Raw genomic sequence first — 18,089 nt, 5'->3', positions numbered from 1 at the left:
GGCGCCGTCTGCTCGGGTAGGTTCGCTGCCGTGCGTGCGATCCCCAAGGACTACCCGCCCATCGTCTACATCCCTGCGGCCCGGCACGTGGCCGACCCCGCCGACCTCGAGGTCCTGTACCGGGAGACCAAGGACGGCCGGACGGCCCTGCTCGTCTACTCGGCGCTCGACCGGCTGATGCGGTGCTGCGGCGAGGACCAGCCGTGGTTCACCCTGCCGACGGCGGAGCTCCAGCAGCTGTGGGACGTGCGCCCGTTCGACCTCGTGCTGCTCGACCTGCCCGTGCCGGACGACCAGCGGTTCGGGGCGTCCGCATGAGCGTCGAGACCGACCACCAGGCGCTCGACCAGATCGCGCAGCGGCTCCGCGCGGCGGGCACCGCCCTCGACCGGGCGTCGACCAGCATGCCCGGCGCCGTCGACGCGGGGGTCGCCACCGAGCTGCTCGCGGCCGTCCTGCACACCTTCGCGGACACGTCGGCCCGGCTCACCTACGAGGCCGACCACCTCGCCGGCGTGACCGAGGAGTGCGTCGCGGACTACCGCGCGACGGACAGCGGCGTCACCGAGCGCTTCCGCACCCTGGGGCAGTGGTGACGGCCGCGCTCCAGACGGAGATCGCGGGGTCGCCCGCGAGCATCCGCGGGGCCGCGACCTGGCTGCGGGGCTCCTTCTCCACCGCGGCGTCGACGCTCTCCGACGACGTCCGCACCCAGCGCACGCAGTCGGCATCGGCGTGGGTGGGTGACGCCGGCGACGGCCAGCGCCGCCGGCTGGCGACCCTGGCCGACACGGCCGACGGCGTCTCCGGCATCGCGTCCAGCACCGCGGGCGACCTCGACGCGCTCGCCACCGCGCTGCAGACCGCGCAGTCGGAGATGGAGCGCGCGCGCTCGGTCGCCCGCGCGGGCGGCCTCACCGTGACGGGGACCCTGGTGCAGGCGCCCGGACCCGCGCCGGCCGCCGTGCCGTCGCTGGCGGCGGACGCGACGCCGGCCGAGGTCGCGGCGCACGACCAGGGGGTCGCCGCGATCGACGACCACAACGCGCAGGTCACCGCGTGGAACGCCACGGTCGGGATCGCCGAGGGCGTCCAGACCGGTTGGGCCGAGGCGCTCACGTCGGCCGCCGGCACGTGGCAGTCGAACTCCGGCAACCTCACCGGTCTGGCCAACGACCTCATGTCCGCCGGCGTCTCGGCCGCCGCCATCTCGGTGGTCGCCTTCAACGCCTCGCAGCGGATGGCCGGCTACCAGGCGGCGGCGCAGTCCTACGCGGCGCACGTCCGGGCGGTGACGACGCCCGAGGGGCGGATCACCACGTCCGCCTGGCACTTCTACGAGCTGCTCGACGGTTCGACCGACAACGCCGGCCTCGCGGCCCGGGCCGCCGAGGATCTGCGCGGCGCGCGCGTCCCCGTGGGGCTGGCGCGCGGGCTCCTGGTGCTGGGCGTCGCGGCGACCGGCTACAGCATCTACGACGACACGCAGCACGGGGAGTCGCCGGCGCAGGCCGCGGTCTCCAACGGGGTCGGCTTCCTGGCGTCGCTCGGCGCCGGGGCGGCCGCCGGCGCGGGGGTCGGTGCGCTCGTCGGCACCTTCGTCCCGGTGCCGGTGGTCGGCACGGTCGCCGGAGCGGTCGTCGGCACCATCATCGGCACGGGCGTCGGCCTCATCACCTCGGGGGCCATCGACTCGATGTGGGAGAACGGCGTGGATGACCTGGGCGACGTCGGCACGGCGATCGCCGACGGCTGGGACGAGCTCACCGGAACGGTGTCCGACGCGGGCGACCTGGTGGGCGACGCGGCCGACGCCGTGGGCGGCGCGGCGAAGGACGCGTGGGATGCCATCTTCTGAGTCCACGGGCGCAGGCCGGGGCTTCCTCTGGTTCGTCGTCATCGCCAACGCCGTGCTCGGCGGGTTCGTGCTCGGGCTCTCGCTCGCGATGCTCGTCGCGCGGGGCCAGAGCACGTGGAGCGTGCCCGCCGCCTTGCTCGGCGTCGCCGTCGGGCTGGGCTGGGTCGGGCTCGGCTCGGTGGGCTTCCACCGGACGTACCTGCACCGCGCGCCGCAGGACGGGCGGAGCGTGACCACGCAGCCCGTCGACGGCGTCCCGGCGCTCGTGCTGCCGTGGCGGTCGACGCTGCTGCTGCTCCCGATGCTGACCGTCGCGTTCCTCGTCCTCGTGCTGGTCGGGGTCGCGGCGGCGCTGCTGCGCGACGGCAACGGCGGCGCCTGGCTCGTCGTCGTGCTCGCCGCCCTGCTGGCGCTGCTGCTGCCCGACACGGTCCTGCGGGCCGCCCGCGACCCGCGCGTCGTGCTGACGGCGCAGGGCATCGGGGCCCGCGGCTGGGACGGCGACGCCTGGCTCGACTGGGACGACGTCGCGTCGGCCGAGCTGGTCAACGCGGGCCAGTTCACCCTCGTCCGCTTCCACGGGGCGCCCGGAGCTCCCTCGTGGCGGTGGTCCCGGCGGCGGAGGTTCCTGGTCGCGCCGCAGCCGCGGGCGCCGTGGATCGACGTGCCCGCGCCCGCGCTCGACATCGATGCCGGGTGGTTCGCGGGCATCGTCCTCTACTACGCGCACACGCCGTCCGCCCGCGCGGAGATCGGCGGGGACGTGAGCCGCCGGCGGCTCGTCGAGCACCTGGACCCGCGCACCTGACACCGTGAGGTCGCCGCGTGTCGGCGTCATGTCGGCGCCCTGTCAGCGCGCCCCGGCAGCCTGGGGTCATGACACAAGACCTGGTGATCGAGGCCGACGGCCTCGTCAAGCACTTCGGCGAGACGAAGGCCCTCCAGGGCGTCGACCTCGCCGTCGCCCGCGGCACCGTCCTCGGTGTGCTCGGCCCCAACGGGGCCGGCAAGACGACGGCCGTCCGCATCCTCTCCACCCTCCTCACCCCCGACGCCGGCCACGCCCGCATCGCGGGCTTCGACGTGGTCAAGGACGCCGAGCGCGTCCGCCAGTCGATCGGCCTGACCGGCCAGTACGCGTCCGTCGACGAGGACCTCTCCGGACGCCAGAACCTCGTGCTCTTCGGCACGCTGCTGGACCTCGGCCGGGCCGGCGCCCGCGCGCGCGCCGCCGAGCTGCTCGAGTGGTTCGACCTGACCGACGCGGCCGACCGGCCGGCCAAGACCTACTCCGGTGGCATGCGCCGCCGCCTCGACCTCGCGGCGAGCCTCGTCGGCCGCCCCGACGTCATCTTCCTCGACGAGCCCACGACGGGCCTGGACCCCTCCAAGCGCGAGGACATGTGGGACGTCGTCCGCTCGCTGGTCACCGACGGCTCGACCGTGCTGCTCACCACGCAGTACCTCGAGGAGGCGGACGCGCTCGCGGACGAGATCACGGTCATCGACCACGGTCGCGTCATCGCGCACGACACCCCGGACGGCCTCAAGCGGATCGTCGGCGGTCAGACCCTCGAGGTCCGGCCCGCCGACCTGACCCGCATGGCGGAGGCGGCGACCATCCTCGGCCAGGTCTCGTCCGGCCCGGCCGCCGACGAGATCCGCAAGGGCGTCCTCGCGGTCCCGGTCCAGGACGACTCCGCCCTGACCGCGACGGTGTCCCGGCTGGCGAGCGCCGGCATCGGCGTGACCGAGCTCTCCCTGCACCTGCCCAGCCTGGACGAGGTGTTCTTCACGCTCACCGGCCGCACCGCGTCCGACGACGACACGGCCGACACCACCGAGACGAAGGAGGTGGCCTGATGACCACGCTCACCGAGCACCGTTCCCCGCGCGCCGTCCCCACGTCGGCCGCCACCGTCACGCGCAAGCCGTTCCCGCTGGTCCGGCACTCGCTGTCGCTGGCCAAGCGCAGCCTGATCAAGACGTGGCGGACGCCCGAGGCGCTCATCGACGTCACCCTGCAGCCGGCGATCTTCCTGGTGATCTTCGTCTACATCTTCGGCGGCGCGGTCGCCGGTGACACGACGACGTACCTGCAGTTCCTGCTCCCGGGGATCCTCGCCCAGACGATCGCCCAGGGCGCCATCGCAATCGGCGTCAACCTCAACACCGACCTCGAGAAGGGCATTTTCGACCGGTTCAAGTCACTGCCCATCCCGCGACCGGCTCCCCTGGTCGGGGCCGTGATCGGCGACGTGGTCCGCTACGTCATCGTCATCATCTCGACGTTCGTCGTCGGCTACCTGATGGGCTTCCGGATCCTCACCGACCCGCTCAGCGCGGTCGCGGGCTGCCTGCTGGCGATCCTGTTCGCGCTGTCCCTGTCCTGGGTGTCGGTGTTCGTCGGCATGAAGGTCCGGACCTCCGGCGCCGTGCAGGGGATCATGTTCCTCATCATCATGCCGCTCAGCTTCGCGTCGAACGTGTTCGTCCCCGCGACCACGCTGCCCAGCTGGATGCAGAGCTTCGTCGCCTGGAACCCGCTGACCCACCTGGTCGCCGCGATGCGCGGCTTCTTCCTCGGGGCGCCGATGGGCAACAGCGTCTACTACACGCTCGCCTGGTGCGTCGGGCTGGTCGCGGTGTTCATGCCGCTGGCCCTGCGGGCGTACCGCCGCAAGGTCTGACCCCACCGACGGACGGCGGGTCTCCCCGAGGGGAGGCCCGCCGTCCGTCATGCCAGGCCGGCCGCGAGCTCCCGAACCCGGGCCGCCGCCGCGGTCGAGGGCTGGTCGCGCCACACGTCGAGCAGGCGCTCGCGGTCGTCGTCGTCGCCCAGCACCTCGGCCAGCAGGCCGTCGACCCCCGGCTGGAAGAGCATCACGCGGTTGGCGCCGAGCCGGACGCCGAGCGACCACAGGTGCCGCGCGAGGTCGTCGTCCCCGCGGTGGGCCGCCAGCTCGGCCATGCCCAGCGCGAACGACCCGAGCACCGGCATGTCCTGCGTGGCCAGCGCCTCCGGGGCCGCGGACGTGAGCAGGTCGACGGCGTGCGCCAGGGCGGCGTCCTGCTGCTCGACGCGCATCCCCGCCACCCGCAGGTGCATCACGGCGGCGGCGACCCGGAACGCGATGCGCGCCTGCGGGACCGGCATCGACATGGTGACCACGAGCGCCGACGCGGCCTCGGCGTTCGCCAGCGCCTCGTCGGCGCGCCCGGCGTGCCAGGCGACGTGCGCGAGCCCGAGCAGCGCCTGCGCCGCGTCGATGTCGTCCACCTGCGACGAGGTGGTCACGTCGCGGAGCCGGACCAGGGCCTCCTCGTCCCCCTCGAGCGCGCGCTGGACGTCGAGCATCACGCGGATGCTGCGCACGTCCTGCATCGCCCCGACCAGCTCGAGGTGCCGAAGGCCGCGCACCAGCCACTCCTGCGCGTCGTCGGACCCCCGGGCGCTCTCCCACTGGCCGACGCCCTGCGCGGCCATGCCCATGCCCCAGTGGTCGCCGATCGCCTCGAACTGCCGGTAGGCCTCGCGCGCGTCCACGCTGGACATCGACGGGTCGCCGGCGTTCTCGCGCACCGCCGCGCGCATGAACAGGCCGAGCCCGTGCAGGAAGCCGTCGTCGCTGGCGATCAGCCGTTCCGCCGCGACCAGGCTGACGTCGACGTCCGTCGAGCCGAGCGCGGGCATCGTGGCGGTGAGCGCGGTGATGCGCCGCGAGACCTGCTCGGGCCGCTCCGCGAGCACCAGGCGGATCGACCGCCACGCGAGGGCCACCAGGCGCAGCGACACCGAGACGCCCGCGTTGACCGCGGCGAACAGGCTCGTGGCGGTCAGCCGGTCGGCGTCCGGCAGCGGCCGGCCCGACGCGGCGCCGACGAACAGCGGCGACGTCCGACGGGCCGCGGGGTCGTCGGCCAGCAGCACGCGCTGCGCCCACTCGGTGACCTCGACGTGCAGCCCGCGCACGCTCCAGAGGTGGAAGAGCGCCGAGACGATGTCCACGGCGCCGGACGGGTCGTCGTGCTCCACGGCCCAGCGCAGCGCCGCCAGGAACGTCTCCTGCTCGGCGGCGCACCGGTCGAAGGCCACGACCTGACCGGAGCCGACGAAGTCCGCGCCCAGCCGCACGGCCTCGGCGGCCGCCCACCGGACCAGCCCCGACATGGCGTCGCGCCGGTGGCCGACCGCGTCGAGCCGCGCCTCGCCGTACTCCCGGACGGTCTCGAGCATGCGGTAGCGCGCGGGTCCGCCGTCCTGCTCGTCGAGCGTGAGCAGCGACTGCTCGACCAGCGTGGCCAGGCCCCGGCGCACCGCCGCGGCCGAGGTGCCCGCGACGGCGGCCGCGGCGTCGGCCGTGAAGGGCGCGGGGATGACGGCCAGCCGCTGGAACAGGGCCCGGTCGGGCGGGTCCAGCAGCTCGCGGCTCCAGTCGACCATCGCCCACAGGCTCGCGTGCCGGTCGGGCAGGCCGCGCAGGGCGTCGTCGAGCAGGGCGAACCGGTCGCTCAGCCCCTCCAGCACGTCCTCCACCGTCATCGACCGCAGCCGCGCGGCCGCCAGCTCGAGCGCGAGCGGGAGGTTGTCCAGCCGGTGGCACAGCTCGCGCGCGCGGTCCGGGTCCCACCCGAGGGTCGCCCGGCCGGCGCGGGCGCGGGTCTCCAGCAGCTCGAGCGCGTCGGCGTCGGGCAGCGCGCGCAGCCGGTGCACGGACTCGCCGACCAGCCCGAGCGGGGCCCGGCTGGTGGCGAGCACCACGACGTCGGGGGAGGCGACCGCCAGCAGGTCGCCGACGACCACGGCGGCCGCGTCGAGCACGTGCTCGCAGTTGTCGAGCACGAGCAGCCCGTCGAGGTCCTGCGCGGCGAGCCGCAGGCGGTCCTCGGGCGTCAGCAGCCGGCGCTCGGTCGTGATGTCCGCGCGCGCGGCGGTCGCGTCGGCGCCGCCGATCGCCGCCAGCACGGTGGGCAGCACCTCGGCGGGCGCCCGCAGGCCGGCCAGCTCGATGACCCGGACGGAGCGCCGCCCGGTCGCGGCGCGGCGGGCCACCTCGCCGGCCAGGCGCGTCTTGCCGGCGCCGCCGGTTGCGACGATGGTGACCAGCGCCGACGTGCCGAGCGCCGACTCGACCTGGGCGACGTCGGCGTCCCGCCCGACCAGCGCGGTCGCGGGCCGGCGCCAGGCGGCGGGCAGGGCCAGGACGGCGCGCGGGGAGTCCGTCGGCGCGGCGCGGACCGGCGCCGGGGCGAGCTCGCCGCGCAGCAGTGCGAGGTGCGCCTGCGCGACGACGGGCGACGGGTCGGTGCCGTAGGCGTCGGCCAGCTCGGCACGCACCTGCTCGACCACGGCGAGCGCCTCGGCGTCCCGGCCCTGGGCCGCGAGCACGCGCACCAGCAGCGCGACCAGCGGCTCGTCCGGCGGGGTCCGCAGCGCGCAGCGGCGCAGGTCCTCCACCATGTCGTCCACCTGGCCGAGCGCCAGTCCCGCCTCGGCCTGGAGGGCCACGACGTCCGCGAGCAGGTGCGCGGTGGCCGTGTCGCTCAGGTCGGGGACGGCGGGCACCAGGGCGCGCGCGTCGCGGCCCAGGTCCCGGGCGAGCGCCGCGTCGCCGGCCCGCAGGGCGGACCGCCCGTCGGCAAGGAGTCCCTCGGCGTCGGCGACGTCGATCCGCAGGCCGTCGACGGGCAGCCGGTACCCGCCCGGCGCGGCCTCGATCGCGAGCCCGAGGCGGCGGGCGCGGGAGACGAGCGCCTGCACCGCGCCGGCGGCGTCGTCGGGCGGGAGCCCCTCCCACACGTCCTCGACGAGGGCCGCCGACGACACCGCGCGGCCGCGCGCGTCGAGCAGGGCGCCCACGAGCGCGACCAGCCGGTCACCGCGGACGGGCCGGCCGTCGACGGCGAGCGCCCCGAGCGTCGTGATCTGCACGGGGACAGCATCGCGCACGCGGGTGGCCCGCCGTCCGCGTCCGCGGCGATCCGAGTGTCCCGACACGGCCTCGACGCGCGTCTCTCGGCCGTTCGGGTGCACGTCCTGGCGTGTCGCGGCGGGGCGTTCCGGGCCAATCGGACAACCCGGGTGTGGACTGCGATGTGGACGGGCTGTGGGCGCGGTGAGCGTGCCTGTGGATGCCTGTGCACGGTCGCGCGTCGGCCCTGGTCGGGGGCGCTGTCAGTGGTCGCCGGTAGGCTGGGAGTTCTCCACAGGGTGAAGAATGACACGCTTGTCACTACAACCCCTAGTGGTCCATTGCGTGTGGGACCCCTAGGTGTAGTGTCTAGTCACGACGCAGCGCGGAACCGGCACACCGGGTCTCAGCACCGCATCCGGCCCGGAGACGGGCCCACCAGCACCAGGCAACAGCTTCGCGAACGCTCCGGGGGGAGCGTGCCGCAGACAGGACCAGCGGACAGGACATGGGGAGCCCACGATGACGATCACGGTCTACAGCAAGCCGGCGTGCGTGCAGTGCAACGCGACCTACCGCGCGCTCGACAAGCTCGACGCCGAGTACACGGTCGTGGACATCAGCGAGGATGCCGACGCGCGTGACTACGTCATGTCGCTCGGCCACCTGCAGGCCCCCGTCGTGATCGTCGACGGCGAGCACTGGTCGGGCTACCGCCCGGACCGCATCAAGGCGCTGGCCGACCGTCTGGCGACCGCGGTCGCCTGACACGAAGACTCCCCGGGCCGGCGCTGGTGAATGCCGCGCCGGCCCGGCGGGCTCGTCGCAGCAGCAGCACGACCTGAGCGAGGGGATCCGACCGATGAGCTCCCTGGTCTACTTCTCCTCCGCCTCGGACAACACCCACCGCTTCGTGCAGAAGCTCGGTCTGCCTGCCCAGCGCATCCCGCTGCGGCCGACGGACCCGTTCCTGCACGTCTCCGAGCCGTACGTGCTGGTCCTGCCGACGTACGGCGGAGGGAACGAGGGTGGCGCAGTACCCCGGCAGGTCATCAAGTTCCTCAACGACGAGGACAACCGTGCGCTGATCCGCGGAGTCATCGCGGCCGGCAACACGAACTTCGGCGAGGCCTACTGCATCGCGGGGGACATCATCGCGGCCAAGTGCCACGTCCCCTACCTGTACGGGTTCGAGCTCATGGGAACGAACGAGGACGTCACAGCCGTCCGTGAGGGATTGGGAAGATTTTGGCAGCGACAGTCGCAGATACCCGCGTAGAGACGTCGGGACTGGATTACCACGCCCTCAACGCCATGCTGAACCTCTATGGCGCGAACGGCGAGATCCAGTTCGACAAGGACCGTGAGGCGGCGCGGGCGTACTTCCTGCAGCACGTCAACCAGAACACGGTGTTCTTCCACGACCTGAACGAGAAGCTCGACTACCTCGTGGAGAACAAGTACTACGACCCCGAGGTGCTCGCGCAGTACGACCGCGCGTTCATCAAGACGCTCTTCGAGTACGCGTACTCGAAGAAGTTCCGCTTCCAGACGTTCCTCGGCGCGTTCAAGTACTACACGTCGTACACGCTCAAGACGTTCGACGGGAAGCGGTACCTCGAGCGCTTCGAGGACCGGGTCTGCATGGTCGCCCTGGCGCTGGCCGAGGGCAACCAGGACTTCGCCATCTCCTTGGTCGACGAGATCGTCTCCGGCCGGTTCCAGCCGGCGACGCCCACGTTCCTCAACCTCGGCAAGGCGCAGCGCGGCGAGCCCGTGTCCTGCTTCCTGCTGCGCATCGAGGACAACATGGAGTCGATCGCGCGCGGCATCAACTCCGCCCTGCAGCTCTCCAAGCGCGGCGGCGGCGTGGCCCTGCTGCTCAGCAACATCCGCGAGCACGGCGCGCCCATCAAGCACATCGAGAACCAGAGCTCCGGCGTCATCCCCGTGATGAAGCTGCTCGAGGACTCGTTCTCGTACGCCAACCAGCTGGGTGCCCGTCAGGGCGCCGGCGCCGTGTACCTGCACGCGCACCACCCGGACATCTACCGGTTCCTCGACACCAAGCGCGAGAACGCCGACGAGAAGATCCGGATCAAGACCCTCTCGCTGGGCGTCGTCATCCCGGACATCACGTTCGAGCTGGCCAAGAAGAACGAGCCGATGTACCTGTTCTCGCCGTACGACGTCGAGCGCGTGTACGGGGTGCCGTTCGCGGACATCAACGTGACCGAGAAGTACTACGAGATGGTCGACGACGCGCGGATCAAGAAGACCAAGATCAGCGCCCGCGAGTTCTTCCAGACGCTGGCGGAGCTGCAGTTCGAGTCCGGCTACCCGTACGTCATGTTCGAGGACACGGTGAACCGGGCCAACCCGATCGCCGGCAAGATCACGCACTCGAACCTGTGCTCGGAGATCCTGCAGGTCTCGACCCCGTCGGAGTACAACGAGGACCTCTCGTACAAGACGGTCGGCCGCGACATCTCCTGCAACCTCGGCTCGATGAACATCGCGCTGTCGATGGACTCGCCCGACTTCGGCAAGTCGGTCGAGGTCGCCATCCGCGCCCTCACCGGCGTCTCCGACCAGACCGACATCGAGTCGGTGCCGTCCATCAAGAAGGCGAACGCCGGCGGCCACGCCATCGGCCTGGGCCAGATGAACCTGCACGGGTACCTGGCGCGCGAGCGCATCTTCTACGGGTCCGACGAGGGCCTCGACTTCACCAACATGTACTTCTACACGGTGGCGTACCACGCGATCCGTGCGTCGAACCTGCTCGCGCAGGAGCGCCAGCAGAAGTTCTTCGGCTTCGAGGACTCCAAGTACGCGACCGGCGAGTACTTCGAGAAGTACATCGAGAAGGAGTGGAAGCCGAAGACGGCCCGGATCGAGGCGCTGTTCGCCGACGCCGGCGTGCACATCCCGACCCAGGACGACTGGCGCGCGCTGGCCGAGCTGGTCAAGGAGCACGGCATCTACAACCAGAACCTCCAGGCCGTGCCGCCGACGGGCTCGATCTCGTACATCAACCACTCGACGAGCTCGATCCACCCGATCGCGTCGAAGATCGAGATCCGCAAGGAGGGCAAGATCGGGCGCGTCTACTACCCGGCGCCCTTCATGACGAACGACAACCTGGAGTACTACCAGGACGCGTACGAGATCGGCTACGAGAAGGTCATCGACACCTACGCCGAGGCGACGCAGCACGTCGACCAGGGCCTGTCGCTGACGCTCTTCTTCAAGGACACGGCGACCACCCGTGACCTGAACAAGGCGCAGATCTACGCCTGGCGCAAGGGCATCAAGACGATCTACTACATCCGCCTGCGCCAGCTGGCACTCGAGGGCACCGAGGTCGAGGGCTGCGTCTCGTGCATGCTCTGACCGCCACGCCGAACCTGAACGACACGAAGGAAGCACTCCGATGAGCGAGAAGCTCAAGCTCGTCAGCCGCGTCTCGGCGATCAACTGGAACCGGCTCGAGGACGACAAGGACGCGGACGTCTGGGACCGCCTGGTCGGCAACTTCTGGCTGCCCGAGAAGGTCCCGGTCTCCAACGACGTGCAGTCGTGGGCCACGCTGACGGAGCAGGAGAAGACGCTCACCATGCGCGTCTTCACCGGTCTGACGCTGCTGGACACCATCCAGGGCACGGTCGGCGCCGTCTCGCTCATCCCGGACGCCATCACGCCGCACGAGGAGGCCGTCTACACGAACATCGCGTTCATGGAGTCGGTGCACGCCAAGTCGTACAGCTCGATCTTCTCGACGCTGTGCTCCACCAAGGAGATCGACGAGGCGTTCCGCTGGTCGGAGGAGAACCCGAACCTGCAGCGCAAGGCCGAGATCGTCATGGAGTACTACCGCGGCGACTCGCCCCTGAAGCGGAAGGTCGCGAGCACGCTGCTCGAGTCGTTCCTGTTCTACTCGGGCTTCTACCTGCCCATGTACTGGTCCAGCCGCGCCAAGCTGACCAACACGGCCGACCTCATCCGCCTGATCATCCGCGACGAGGCCGTGCACGGGTACTACATCGGCTACAAGTACCAGAAGGGCCTCGAGAAGCTGTCGGCGGCCGAGAAGACCGAGCTCAAGGACTACACGTTCGAGCTCCTCTTCGAGCTGTACGACAACGAGGTCGAGTACACGCAGGACCTCTACGACGGCGTCGGCCTGACCGAGGACGTCAAGAAGTTCCTGCGCTACAACGCCAACAAGGCGCTGATGAACCTCGGCTACGAGTCGCTCTTCCCGCGCGACGAGACCGACGTGAACCCGGCGATCCTGTCGGCCCTGTCCCCGAACGCCGACGAGAACCACGACTTCTTCTCCGGGTCGGGCTCGTCGTACGTCATCGGCAAGGCCGTCAACACCGAGGACGACGACTGGGACTTCTGACCCGTCGCCCAGCGCACCCGAACGGCCGATCCCTCCGGGGGTCGGCCGTTCGGTCGTTCTCGCCCGCGTCGGCTCAACTCGGCGCACCGGCCGGCCGATCTGGCTCGCGGGGCGGGTTCGACGGGCCGCACCGGACCCGCGTGCGACTGGAGCAGACGTGAGCACACCACCTCCCGGCTGGTACCCGAGCCCGGACGCCGTGGAGAGGCAGCGCTGGTGGGACGGCGTGCGCTGGACCGGTCACGTCCGGCAGGTCGAGACGCCCGAGCCGGAGGCCGGTCAGCCGTGGCTCCCGCAGCCGAGGTCCACCTTCGATCCGGAGCGCGTGGTCGTCGTCGAGGGCGTCGGACGCTCGGCGCCGCCGGGTGCCGGGACGGTGCCGCAGCAGACCGGTCCGACGGCCGTCCAGCCCTACGGCATGACCGCCCTAGCCACGACGGTCGGCCCCGAGCAGGTCGGCGCCACGCCGTACGGTCCGCCGCCCGACGCGAGCACGGGGCTCCCGCGGCCGGCTGTCGGGTACGGCGCGCCGAGCCCGTACGCCGCCGCCGCCCGACCCTCCGGCCCCGAGCAGACCGAGGGCGCGGCCGCGCTGGTGCAGGGACTCGTGGGGAGCCCCCGGAGGACGGGGGGCGGCGGTCTGGTCGGCGGAGTCATGACGCTGCTGTTCGGGCTCGTCTTCTCCGCGATCAGCCTGATCGTGGTGCCACAGATCACGTCCGCGCACGCGGGGGCCGACGAGACGCTGACCCGCGGCACGGTGGTCGACCTGCACGAGTCGACCACGAGGAAGGGCGCGCGGGTGTGCTCGCCCGAGGCTTCCTTCGTCGTCGACGGCACGAGCTACCGCGCCCGCGCCGGGTACTCGTCCAGCACGTGCCCGACGCTCGGGGCGTCGGTCGATGTCATCTACACGACGGCGGCCCCTGGGGGCGGCGACGCGCGCCTGCCTGCCCCGACCAGCACCCTGCTCATGATGGCCGTCTTCCCCGTGGTCGGGCTCTGCATCGTCGCCGGCGGGCTCATCGGCACGATCCGGGGCGGGGCGTCGGTGCTGTCGGGCTGGCGCCGGACCCGCGGCTGACCGGTCGCCCCCGTCGCTCAACCCTCGCCCCGTCGATGCCCCTGGAGTCCTGGTGGAGTCACCGCCGCCCAACTGGTACCCGAGCCCCGACGCCGACGGCTGGCTGCGATGGTGGGACGGCACGCGGTGGACGCCGAACGTCCAGCCCGCGCCCGCTCCCGGCCGGGTCCCGCTCGGGATCCCCGTGTCGGAGGGTGGCGCCCGCCTCACGTACACCCCGCCCGGCGTGACGCCGACGCACGTGTACCCGCCCCTCTCGGACCCGCGGTACGCGGGCTCGCCGCTCGCGGCGGCCTACCTCGCCGCCGAGGAGCGCCGGGACCCGGGTGGCGACGTCGCGATCCCGTACGAGCAGCAGGCGGCGGTCGAGGCGGCGTACCAGGCGAGGCTGCGCGGGGGAGTCGTCGGAGCCCTCGCGACGTCCGCGGAGCTGGCCGCCGCCGACGCCGTCCGCGATCCCCGGTCGGTGGACCCGACCGATGCCGGCACCGCGCGCCCGAGAGGCTGGGTGGTGCCGCATCCGCCGACGGCCGGGCAGGCCGCCCTCGGCATCGTCATCGGGGCCGTCGTCGTCGCGATCGCCGTGACCGCCGCCCGCGAGCGGGGGACGCCGGTCGTGTGGTGGTTCCTGGTCTTCGCGACGGCGCTCATCGCGCAGAGTGCCTACCAGCTCGTCGCGGCGATCAGGCGCCGGGAGCGCCGACGGTCGCACGGCGCCGCGGGCTCAAGTGCCGCCGCCGCACCGCCGATCCACCTCTGACCGGCGGGTTCGTCGTCGGTGCCCCCGAGCGCCTGGAGCCCTGGTGGAGACACCCCCGCCCAACTGGTACCCCGACCCGCGCGCGGACGGCCGGCTGCGCTGGTGGGACGGCGCACGCTGGACGGAGCACGTGCAGCCGGCCCTGGTGGCCGGCAAGCCGGTGCTCGGGCAGGAGGTGACCGAGGGCGGGCTGCACGCGACGTTCTACGGGCCCGGCGAGCCGATCACCCACGCCTATCCGCCGGTCACCGACGCGCGCTACGCGGACTCGCCGCTCGCCCACGCGCTCGCCGCGGAGGTCCGGGCCGGCCGCAGCGGCGGTGACGTGCAGATCCCGGCGGAGCACGCCGCGGCGGTCGAGGCCGTGCACCAGCTGCGCGCGAGGGGCGGCGTCCTCGGTGCGCTCGCGGGGGTGGGGGAGCAGCTGCTCGCCGAGAGCATCGCCGGGTCGGTGCCGGCGCCGCGCCCGTCGCCCGTCTGGACGCCGTCGGCGCCCGGCCCGCAGGACGCCGTCCCCCAGCCGGCGAGCACGCCGACCGCGTGGATGGCCGGCGCGACGACTCCGGCCGCGCCGGCGGGGTACCGCGCGGCCGGGACCGCGGTCCGGGGCGCGCTCGGCGTGCTGGCGCTCTGGCGGCTGCTCACCTTCTTCGGCGCGGGAGCCCTGTTCCTCGTGGTCGGGCTCGTCCTCGCCGTCGCCGGCCCCGGCCCCGCCGGCTCGCTGGGGTGGGCCCTGGCGGGGATGGGGGCGCTGACCGTCGGCGCCGGCGTGTGGAGCCTCGTCGCGTCGCGCCGCGGCCGTGGGGGCGAGTGGGGACCGCTGCAGTGAGCCCCCGGTAAGCCAGGCCTTGCTTGCTAGGCAGGGTCCGGCGAGCGGGTCTAGCGTCGAGAGGGACACGCACGCCCCGCACCCCCGGAGGTCGTCATGAGCACCCTGATGGACATGCCCGCGGTCGCCGAGTGCTCGGTCGACGGCTGTTCGTACAACGACCACTCGCACTGCCACGCGGCCGCCGTGAACATCGGTGGCGCTCCGGGCGACGCGCAGTGCACCACGTTCTTCCCGCTGGGCACCAAGGGCGGGCTGGACAAGGTGATCACCCACGTCGGCGCGTGCCAGCGGGCCGAGTGCGCGCACAACTCGTCGCTCGAGTGCACCGCGGAGTCGGTCCGCATCGGCGCGGCGCACGACGAGGCGGACTGCCTGACCTTCACTCCCCGCTGACCCGAGACGACGACGGCCGCCCTGCTGAGCGGGGCGGCCGTCGTCGTGCTCGGGGTCAGGCGCGGGTCGCGACCTCGACCAGATCGCGGATGAGGACGGCGGCCTCGGGCACGAGCTCGCGCTCCCCGGGCACCAGCGACGGGTCCTTGCCGCGCAGCACGGCCGCGTCGTCCAGGGCGGGCAGCAGGTCCACGTCGGTGGCGTGCAGCAGGGCGGCGAGCAGCGCGCGCGCCGCCTGCGAGTACACGCCGCCCGCGTCGACGGCCACCTCGGCGACGATGAGCGCCGTGAGGGCGACGTCCAGCTGCGCGGTGCCGGTGCGGGCGTTCGCCCAGTCGACCAGCGCGGGGCCGTGACTCTCGGTGAGGATGACGTTGCCCGGGTGCAGGTCGAGGTGCACCACCGTCGGGCCGGACACCACCAGCGGCCAGACGTCGGGCTGGCCCGGCGACCACCCCTCGGGCGCGGGGATCGCGTGGAGCCGCGAGTGCAGGTCGGTGAGGATCTCGGCCGCGTCGGTGATCGAGACCTCGCCGGCGGCCAGGGCCTGGAGCAGGGTCGGCCCGTGCAGGCGCTCCATCACCAGGTCGGGCCCGCTCGCCTGGAGGACGGCGGGTGCGGGGAAGCCGTGGGCGACCACGTGGCGCAGCAGCCGGACCTCCGGCGACGCGTCGCGGCCGGAGCGGTAACGGCGCAGCACGTGGTGGTCGTCGAGCGAGAACACGTCGGCGGTCTGGCCTGCGGTCAGCAGGGGACCGGGTTCGTCGGACTCCGCCAGGGCGGCGTCGACGGGGGGCAGGGGGTGCTCGGCGGGTGCGGTCGAGCGGCGGTCGGGCTGCGTCGGGAGGTCGGGTGACGCATCGTGCAGGTGGATCTCAGCGGCCTCAGCCGCCCTCTCTTCCGAAGGCGTCGTGGGGTCGCTCGGAGCGAGTCCGGCGGAGTTCATGGATCGACGGTAGACGCATTCGTCCGAGATGTCCCGCCTTGGTCCCAGAGAACTCCCTGACCTGCGCTTGACCTTCACCGCACCTGACGGAAAGGCGTCGGCTCAGGGTCGAGACACCCGGTCGAGTGTCTGCAGCGCCTGCTCGTGCGTGGCCGGAAGGGGCTCGACCCACACGCGCACCGGCTGGCGCGTGGACGAGCGGAGCTCCAGCAGCTCGCACCGTCGGGCGATCTCGAGGTGGAGAGCCTCGAGCGGCGGGTGCGGGTCCTCGTCGGCACGCGCGAGGACGGCGAAGACGCCGCCGCCCAACGTCGCCATCGGATGACCCTCGCCGTAGGTCGTCGTCATCGCCGCGCCGACGGCCGCGGACCGCGCCGCGCGGGTGAACGGGTCGACCGTGCCTGCGGCGACGTCGATGAGCACCAGGTGGTGGCCGAGGTCGGCCACGGTGCGCGCCCGCTGCGTGGGCAGCGCGGCGTCGCGGTACGTCTCGGCGAGCCTGATGGCGAGGTACTGCCGGCTCGGCAGCCCGGACTCGGGGTCGAGGGCGGTGCCGAACGCGATGGTGCCCGCCTGGGCGTCGGCCCACCCCTCGCACAGGGCGCGCAGCACCGTCATCGGAGGCTCGCTCGCGCCGAGGGTCCGGTACAGGCAGGAGAGGTCGTCCATGGTCTCGCCGATGCCGACGCCGTCGTACCCACGCGCGCGGCCCAGCTCGTCCGCGGCCGCCTCCGTGTCACCGGCCCCGAGGAGGGCGGCGGCCAGCGCGTCGACGGCCGGGTGGTACCAGTCGGACGGGCGGAGCCACACCGAGCGGACGCTCTCGTCGCGCCAGCGCTCACGGAGCGCGGCGGGCACGGCGCGGTGCTCGCCGGGGAGGCCCGGGAGCGCCGGGAGCGCAGCGTTGTTCGACCCTGTATTCATCGTCACGCCGGATGAGAGGCCGACAGGTGTCGGGTGTGACGCCGGTCCGACGCTTTTCACCCGGCGAACTTCACCCTGCTTATGCACGAATCGCCGGATATGGCAGGCTGTGCGCTCGGACGTGGAGAGCCGACGGGAGCATTCGTGTCAGCAAGCGCGCAGCTCGACGGCGGGATCACGGGGGACGCGGAGCTCATCTCCTCCGCGCGCTCCGGAGATGCCGCTGCCCTCGGCGCGCTGTACGAGCGGCACTCCGGCGCAGCCTGGGTGGTCGCCCGCCAGTACACGGACTCCCCGGCGGACGCCGACGACGTCGTGTCCGACTCCTTCGCCGCCGTCTTCGGAGCCCTCCAGCGGGGCAACGGCCCCGAGACCGCGTTCCGCGCCTACCTCTACACGGTGGTGCGCCGCGTGGCCGCCCTGCGCCGGGAGAAGGCCCGGCGCGTGCAGCCGACGGACGACATCGCCGTCCTCGAGGCCGGCACCGCCCTCGCGGGCACGGCCGAGGACCCGGCGCTCGCCGGCTTCGAGCGCGGGGTGGTGGCGCGGGCGTTCCACTCCCTGCCCGAACGGTGGCAGGCCGTCCTGTGGCACACCGAGGTCGAGCAGCTCACCCCGGCGCAGATCGCCCCGATCCTCGGCCTGACCGCCAACGGCGTGGCCGCGCTGGCGTACCGGGCCCGCGAGGGCCTGCGCCAGGCGTACCTCCAGCAGCACCTGCAGGAGCCGCTCGACGAGGGCTGCACGGCGGTTGCCGGCAAGCTCGGCTCGTACGTGCGCGGCGGCCTCGGCACCCGCGAGACGGCGCAGGTCGAGGCGCACCTCGACACGTGCGGGACGTGCCGCGGGCTCGTGCTCGAGCTCAGCGACGTCAACCACGGCATGCGGGCGGTCATCGCGCCGCTGGTGCTCGGGCTGGTCGGCCTCGGGGCCCTCGGTGTGCTCCTGCCCGTCGGCGGCGGGATCGCG

At 72.9% G+C, this 18,089-nt stretch carries 18 protein-coding genes; 15 read left to right on the top strand and 3 right to left on the bottom strand.

The annotated features are described in order from the left end of the window. Positions 1–30 precede the first annotated feature (30 nt). From AB5970_RS06985 to AB5970_RS06960, 6 genes are all read left to right on the top strand, one after another. Positions 31–318: an SAV_915 family protein gene (locus AB5970_RS06985; protein ID WP_370503199.1), complete on the top strand. Its 288-nt coding sequence runs from the start codon at positions 31–33 to the stop codon at positions 316–318. Beyond that, on the top strand, positions 315–596 hold the full coding sequence (locus AB5970_RS06980; protein ID WP_370503198.1) for a hypothetical protein: 282 nt from the start codon (positions 315–317) through the stop codon (positions 594–596). Before AB5970_RS06985 ends, AB5970_RS06980 begins: the two co-directional genes overlap by 4 nt. Next, entirely contained in the window at positions 590–1,858 is a 1,269-nt protein-coding gene (locus AB5970_RS06975; protein WP_370503197.1) for a hypothetical protein, read from the top strand. Before AB5970_RS06980 ends, AB5970_RS06975 begins: the two co-directional genes overlap by 7 nt. Further along, entirely contained in the window at positions 1,845–2,666 is an 822-nt protein-coding gene (locus AB5970_RS06970) for a hypothetical protein (protein ID WP_370503196.1), read from the top strand. The genes AB5970_RS06975 and AB5970_RS06970 overlap by 14 nt, the downstream gene beginning before the upstream one ends. 68 nt (positions 2,667–2,734) lie before the next feature. Beyond that, positions 2,735–3,721 carry an ATP-binding cassette domain-containing protein gene (locus tag AB5970_RS06965; RefSeq protein ID WP_370503195.1) on the top strand — a complete coding sequence of 329 codons (987 nt, stop codon included), beginning with the start codon at positions 2,735–2,737 and terminating at the stop codon, positions 3,719–3,721. Beyond that, complete coding sequence (locus AB5970_RS06960; protein WP_370503194.1) at positions 3,721–4,548, top strand: ABC transporter permease; 828 nt, start codon at positions 3,721–3,723, stop codon at positions 4,546–4,548. Before AB5970_RS06965 ends, AB5970_RS06960 begins: the two co-directional genes overlap by 1 nt. 47 nt (positions 4,549–4,595) lie before the next feature. Here the strand turns inward: AB5970_RS06960 and AB5970_RS06955 are convergent, their stop codons facing one another. Beyond that, positions 4,596–7,790, bottom strand: a complete 3,195-nt coding sequence (locus AB5970_RS06955; RefSeq protein ID WP_370503193.1) for a BTAD domain-containing putative transcriptional regulator — start codon at positions 7,788–7,790, stop codon at positions 4,596–4,598. A 502-nt stretch (positions 7,791–8,292) separates the two neighbouring features. On the opposite strand from AB5970_RS06955, the gene nrdH reads away from it, so the two are divergent. From nrdH to AB5970_RS06915, 8 genes are all read left to right on the top strand, one after another. After that, entirely contained in the window at positions 8,293–8,538 is a 246-nt protein-coding gene (gene nrdH / locus AB5970_RS06950; RefSeq protein WP_370503192.1) for a glutaredoxin-like protein NrdH, read from the top strand. A 94-nt stretch (positions 8,539–8,632) separates the two neighbouring features. Then, a complete protein-coding gene (gene nrdI / locus AB5970_RS06945; RefSeq protein ID WP_370503191.1) occupies positions 8,633–9,049 on the top strand; it encodes a class Ib ribonucleoside-diphosphate reductase assembly flavoprotein NrdI in 417 nt (138 codons plus the stop codon). Continuing rightward, on the top strand, positions 9,019–11,166 hold the full coding sequence (nrdE, locus tag AB5970_RS06940) for a class 1b ribonucleoside-diphosphate reductase subunit alpha (protein ID WP_370503190.1): 2,148 nt from the start codon (positions 9,019–9,021) through the stop codon (positions 11,164–11,166). Before nrdI ends, nrdE begins: the two co-directional genes overlap by 31 nt. A gap of 40 nt (positions 11,167–11,206) precedes the next feature. Next, complete coding sequence (gene nrdF / locus AB5970_RS06935) at positions 11,207–12,181, top strand: class 1b ribonucleoside-diphosphate reductase subunit beta (protein WP_370503189.1); 975 nt, start codon at positions 11,207–11,209, stop codon at positions 12,179–12,181. Between the two features lie 157 nt (positions 12,182–12,338). Further along, the gene (locus AB5970_RS06930) at positions 12,339–13,265 is read left to right on the top strand and encodes a DUF2510 domain-containing protein (protein WP_370503188.1); all 927 of its coding nucleotides are present in this window, start codon (positions 12,339–12,341) and stop codon (positions 13,263–13,265) included. Positions 13,266–13,317: 52 nt separating this feature from the next. Beyond that, positions 13,318–14,025 (top strand): DUF2510 domain-containing protein, encoded by a 708-nt coding sequence (locus AB5970_RS06925; protein WP_370503187.1) that lies wholly within the window; start codon positions 13,318–13,320, stop codon positions 14,023–14,025. 43 nt (positions 14,026–14,068) lie between these two features. Further along, positions 14,069–14,854 carry a DUF2510 domain-containing protein gene (locus tag AB5970_RS06920; protein WP_370503186.1) on the top strand — a complete coding sequence of 262 codons (786 nt, stop codon included), beginning with the start codon at positions 14,069–14,071 and terminating at the stop codon, positions 14,852–14,854. A 96-nt stretch (positions 14,855–14,950) separates the two neighbouring features. Continuing rightward, positions 14,951–15,250 carry a DUF1540 domain-containing protein gene (locus AB5970_RS06915; protein ID WP_370503185.1) on the top strand — a complete coding sequence of 100 codons (300 nt, stop codon included), beginning with the start codon at positions 14,951–14,953 and terminating at the stop codon, positions 15,248–15,250. A 55-nt stretch (positions 15,251–15,305) separates the two neighbouring features. Here AB5970_RS06915 and AB5970_RS06910 read toward each other — a convergent pair whose 3' ends face one another. Together AB5970_RS06910 and AB5970_RS06905 are read right to left on the bottom strand one after the other, a co-directional pair. Next, a complete protein-coding gene (locus tag AB5970_RS06910; protein WP_370503184.1) occupies positions 15,306–16,196 on the bottom strand; it encodes a phosphotransferase in 891 nt (296 codons plus the stop codon). A gap of 102 nt (positions 16,197–16,298) precedes the next feature. Beyond that, positions 16,299–17,120: a hypothetical protein gene (locus tag AB5970_RS06905; RefSeq protein ID WP_370503333.1), complete on the bottom strand. Its 822-nt coding sequence runs from the start codon at positions 17,118–17,120 to the stop codon at positions 16,299–16,301. Between the two features lie 144 nt (positions 17,121–17,264). Here AB5970_RS06905 and AB5970_RS06900 point away from each other — a divergent pair. Continuing rightward, the coding region (locus AB5970_RS06900; RefSeq protein ID WP_370503183.1) for a sigma-70 family RNA polymerase sigma factor at positions 17,265–18,089 on the top strand (825 nt) is incomplete at its 3' end.

Source organism: Cellulomonas sp. ICMP 17802 (assembly GCF_041295535.1).
Classification (GTDB): Bacteria; Actinomycetota; Actinomycetes; order Actinomycetales; family Cellulomonadaceae; genus Cellulomonas.
This window is presented reverse-complemented; position numbering and strand designations above follow the sequence as displayed.

Excerpts from the sequence above, each read along its gene's own strand:
- AB5970_RS06910 (WP_370503184.1), bottom strand. The coding sequence starts at position 16,196 with ATGAACTCCGCCGGACTCGCTCCGAGCGACCCCACGACGCCTTCGGAA.
- AB5970_RS06905 (WP_370503333.1), bottom strand. The coding sequence starts at position 17,120 with ATGAATACAGGGTCGAACAACGCTGCGCTCCCGGCGCTCCCGGGCCTC.
- AB5970_RS06915 (WP_370503185.1), top strand. The coding sequence starts at position 14,951 with ATGAGCACCCTGATGGACATGCCCGCGGTCGCCGAGTGCTCGGTCGAC.
- AB5970_RS06965 (WP_370503195.1), top strand. The coding sequence starts at position 2,735 with ATGACACAAGACCTGGTGATCGAGGCCGACGGCCTCGTCAAGCACTTC.
- AB5970_RS06960 (WP_370503194.1), top strand. The coding sequence starts at position 3,721 with ATGACCACGCTCACCGAGCACCGTTCCCCGCGCGCCGTCCCCACGTCG.
- AB5970_RS06970 (WP_370503196.1), top strand. The coding sequence starts at position 1,845 with ATGCCATCTTCTGAGTCCACGGGCGCAGGCCGGGGCTTCCTCTGGTTC.
- nrdI (WP_370503191.1), top strand. The coding sequence starts at position 8,633 with ATGAGCTCCCTGGTCTACTTCTCCTCCGCCTCGGACAACACCCACCGC.
- nrdH (WP_370503192.1), top strand. The coding sequence starts at position 8,293 with ATGACGATCACGGTCTACAGCAAGCCGGCGTGCGTGCAGTGCAACGCG.
- AB5970_RS06980 (WP_370503198.1), top strand. The coding sequence starts at position 315 with ATGAGCGTCGAGACCGACCACCAGGCGCTCGACCAGATCGCGCAGCGG.
- nrdF (WP_370503189.1), top strand. The coding sequence starts at position 11,207 with ATGAGCGAGAAGCTCAAGCTCGTCAGCCGCGTCTCGGCGATCAACTGG.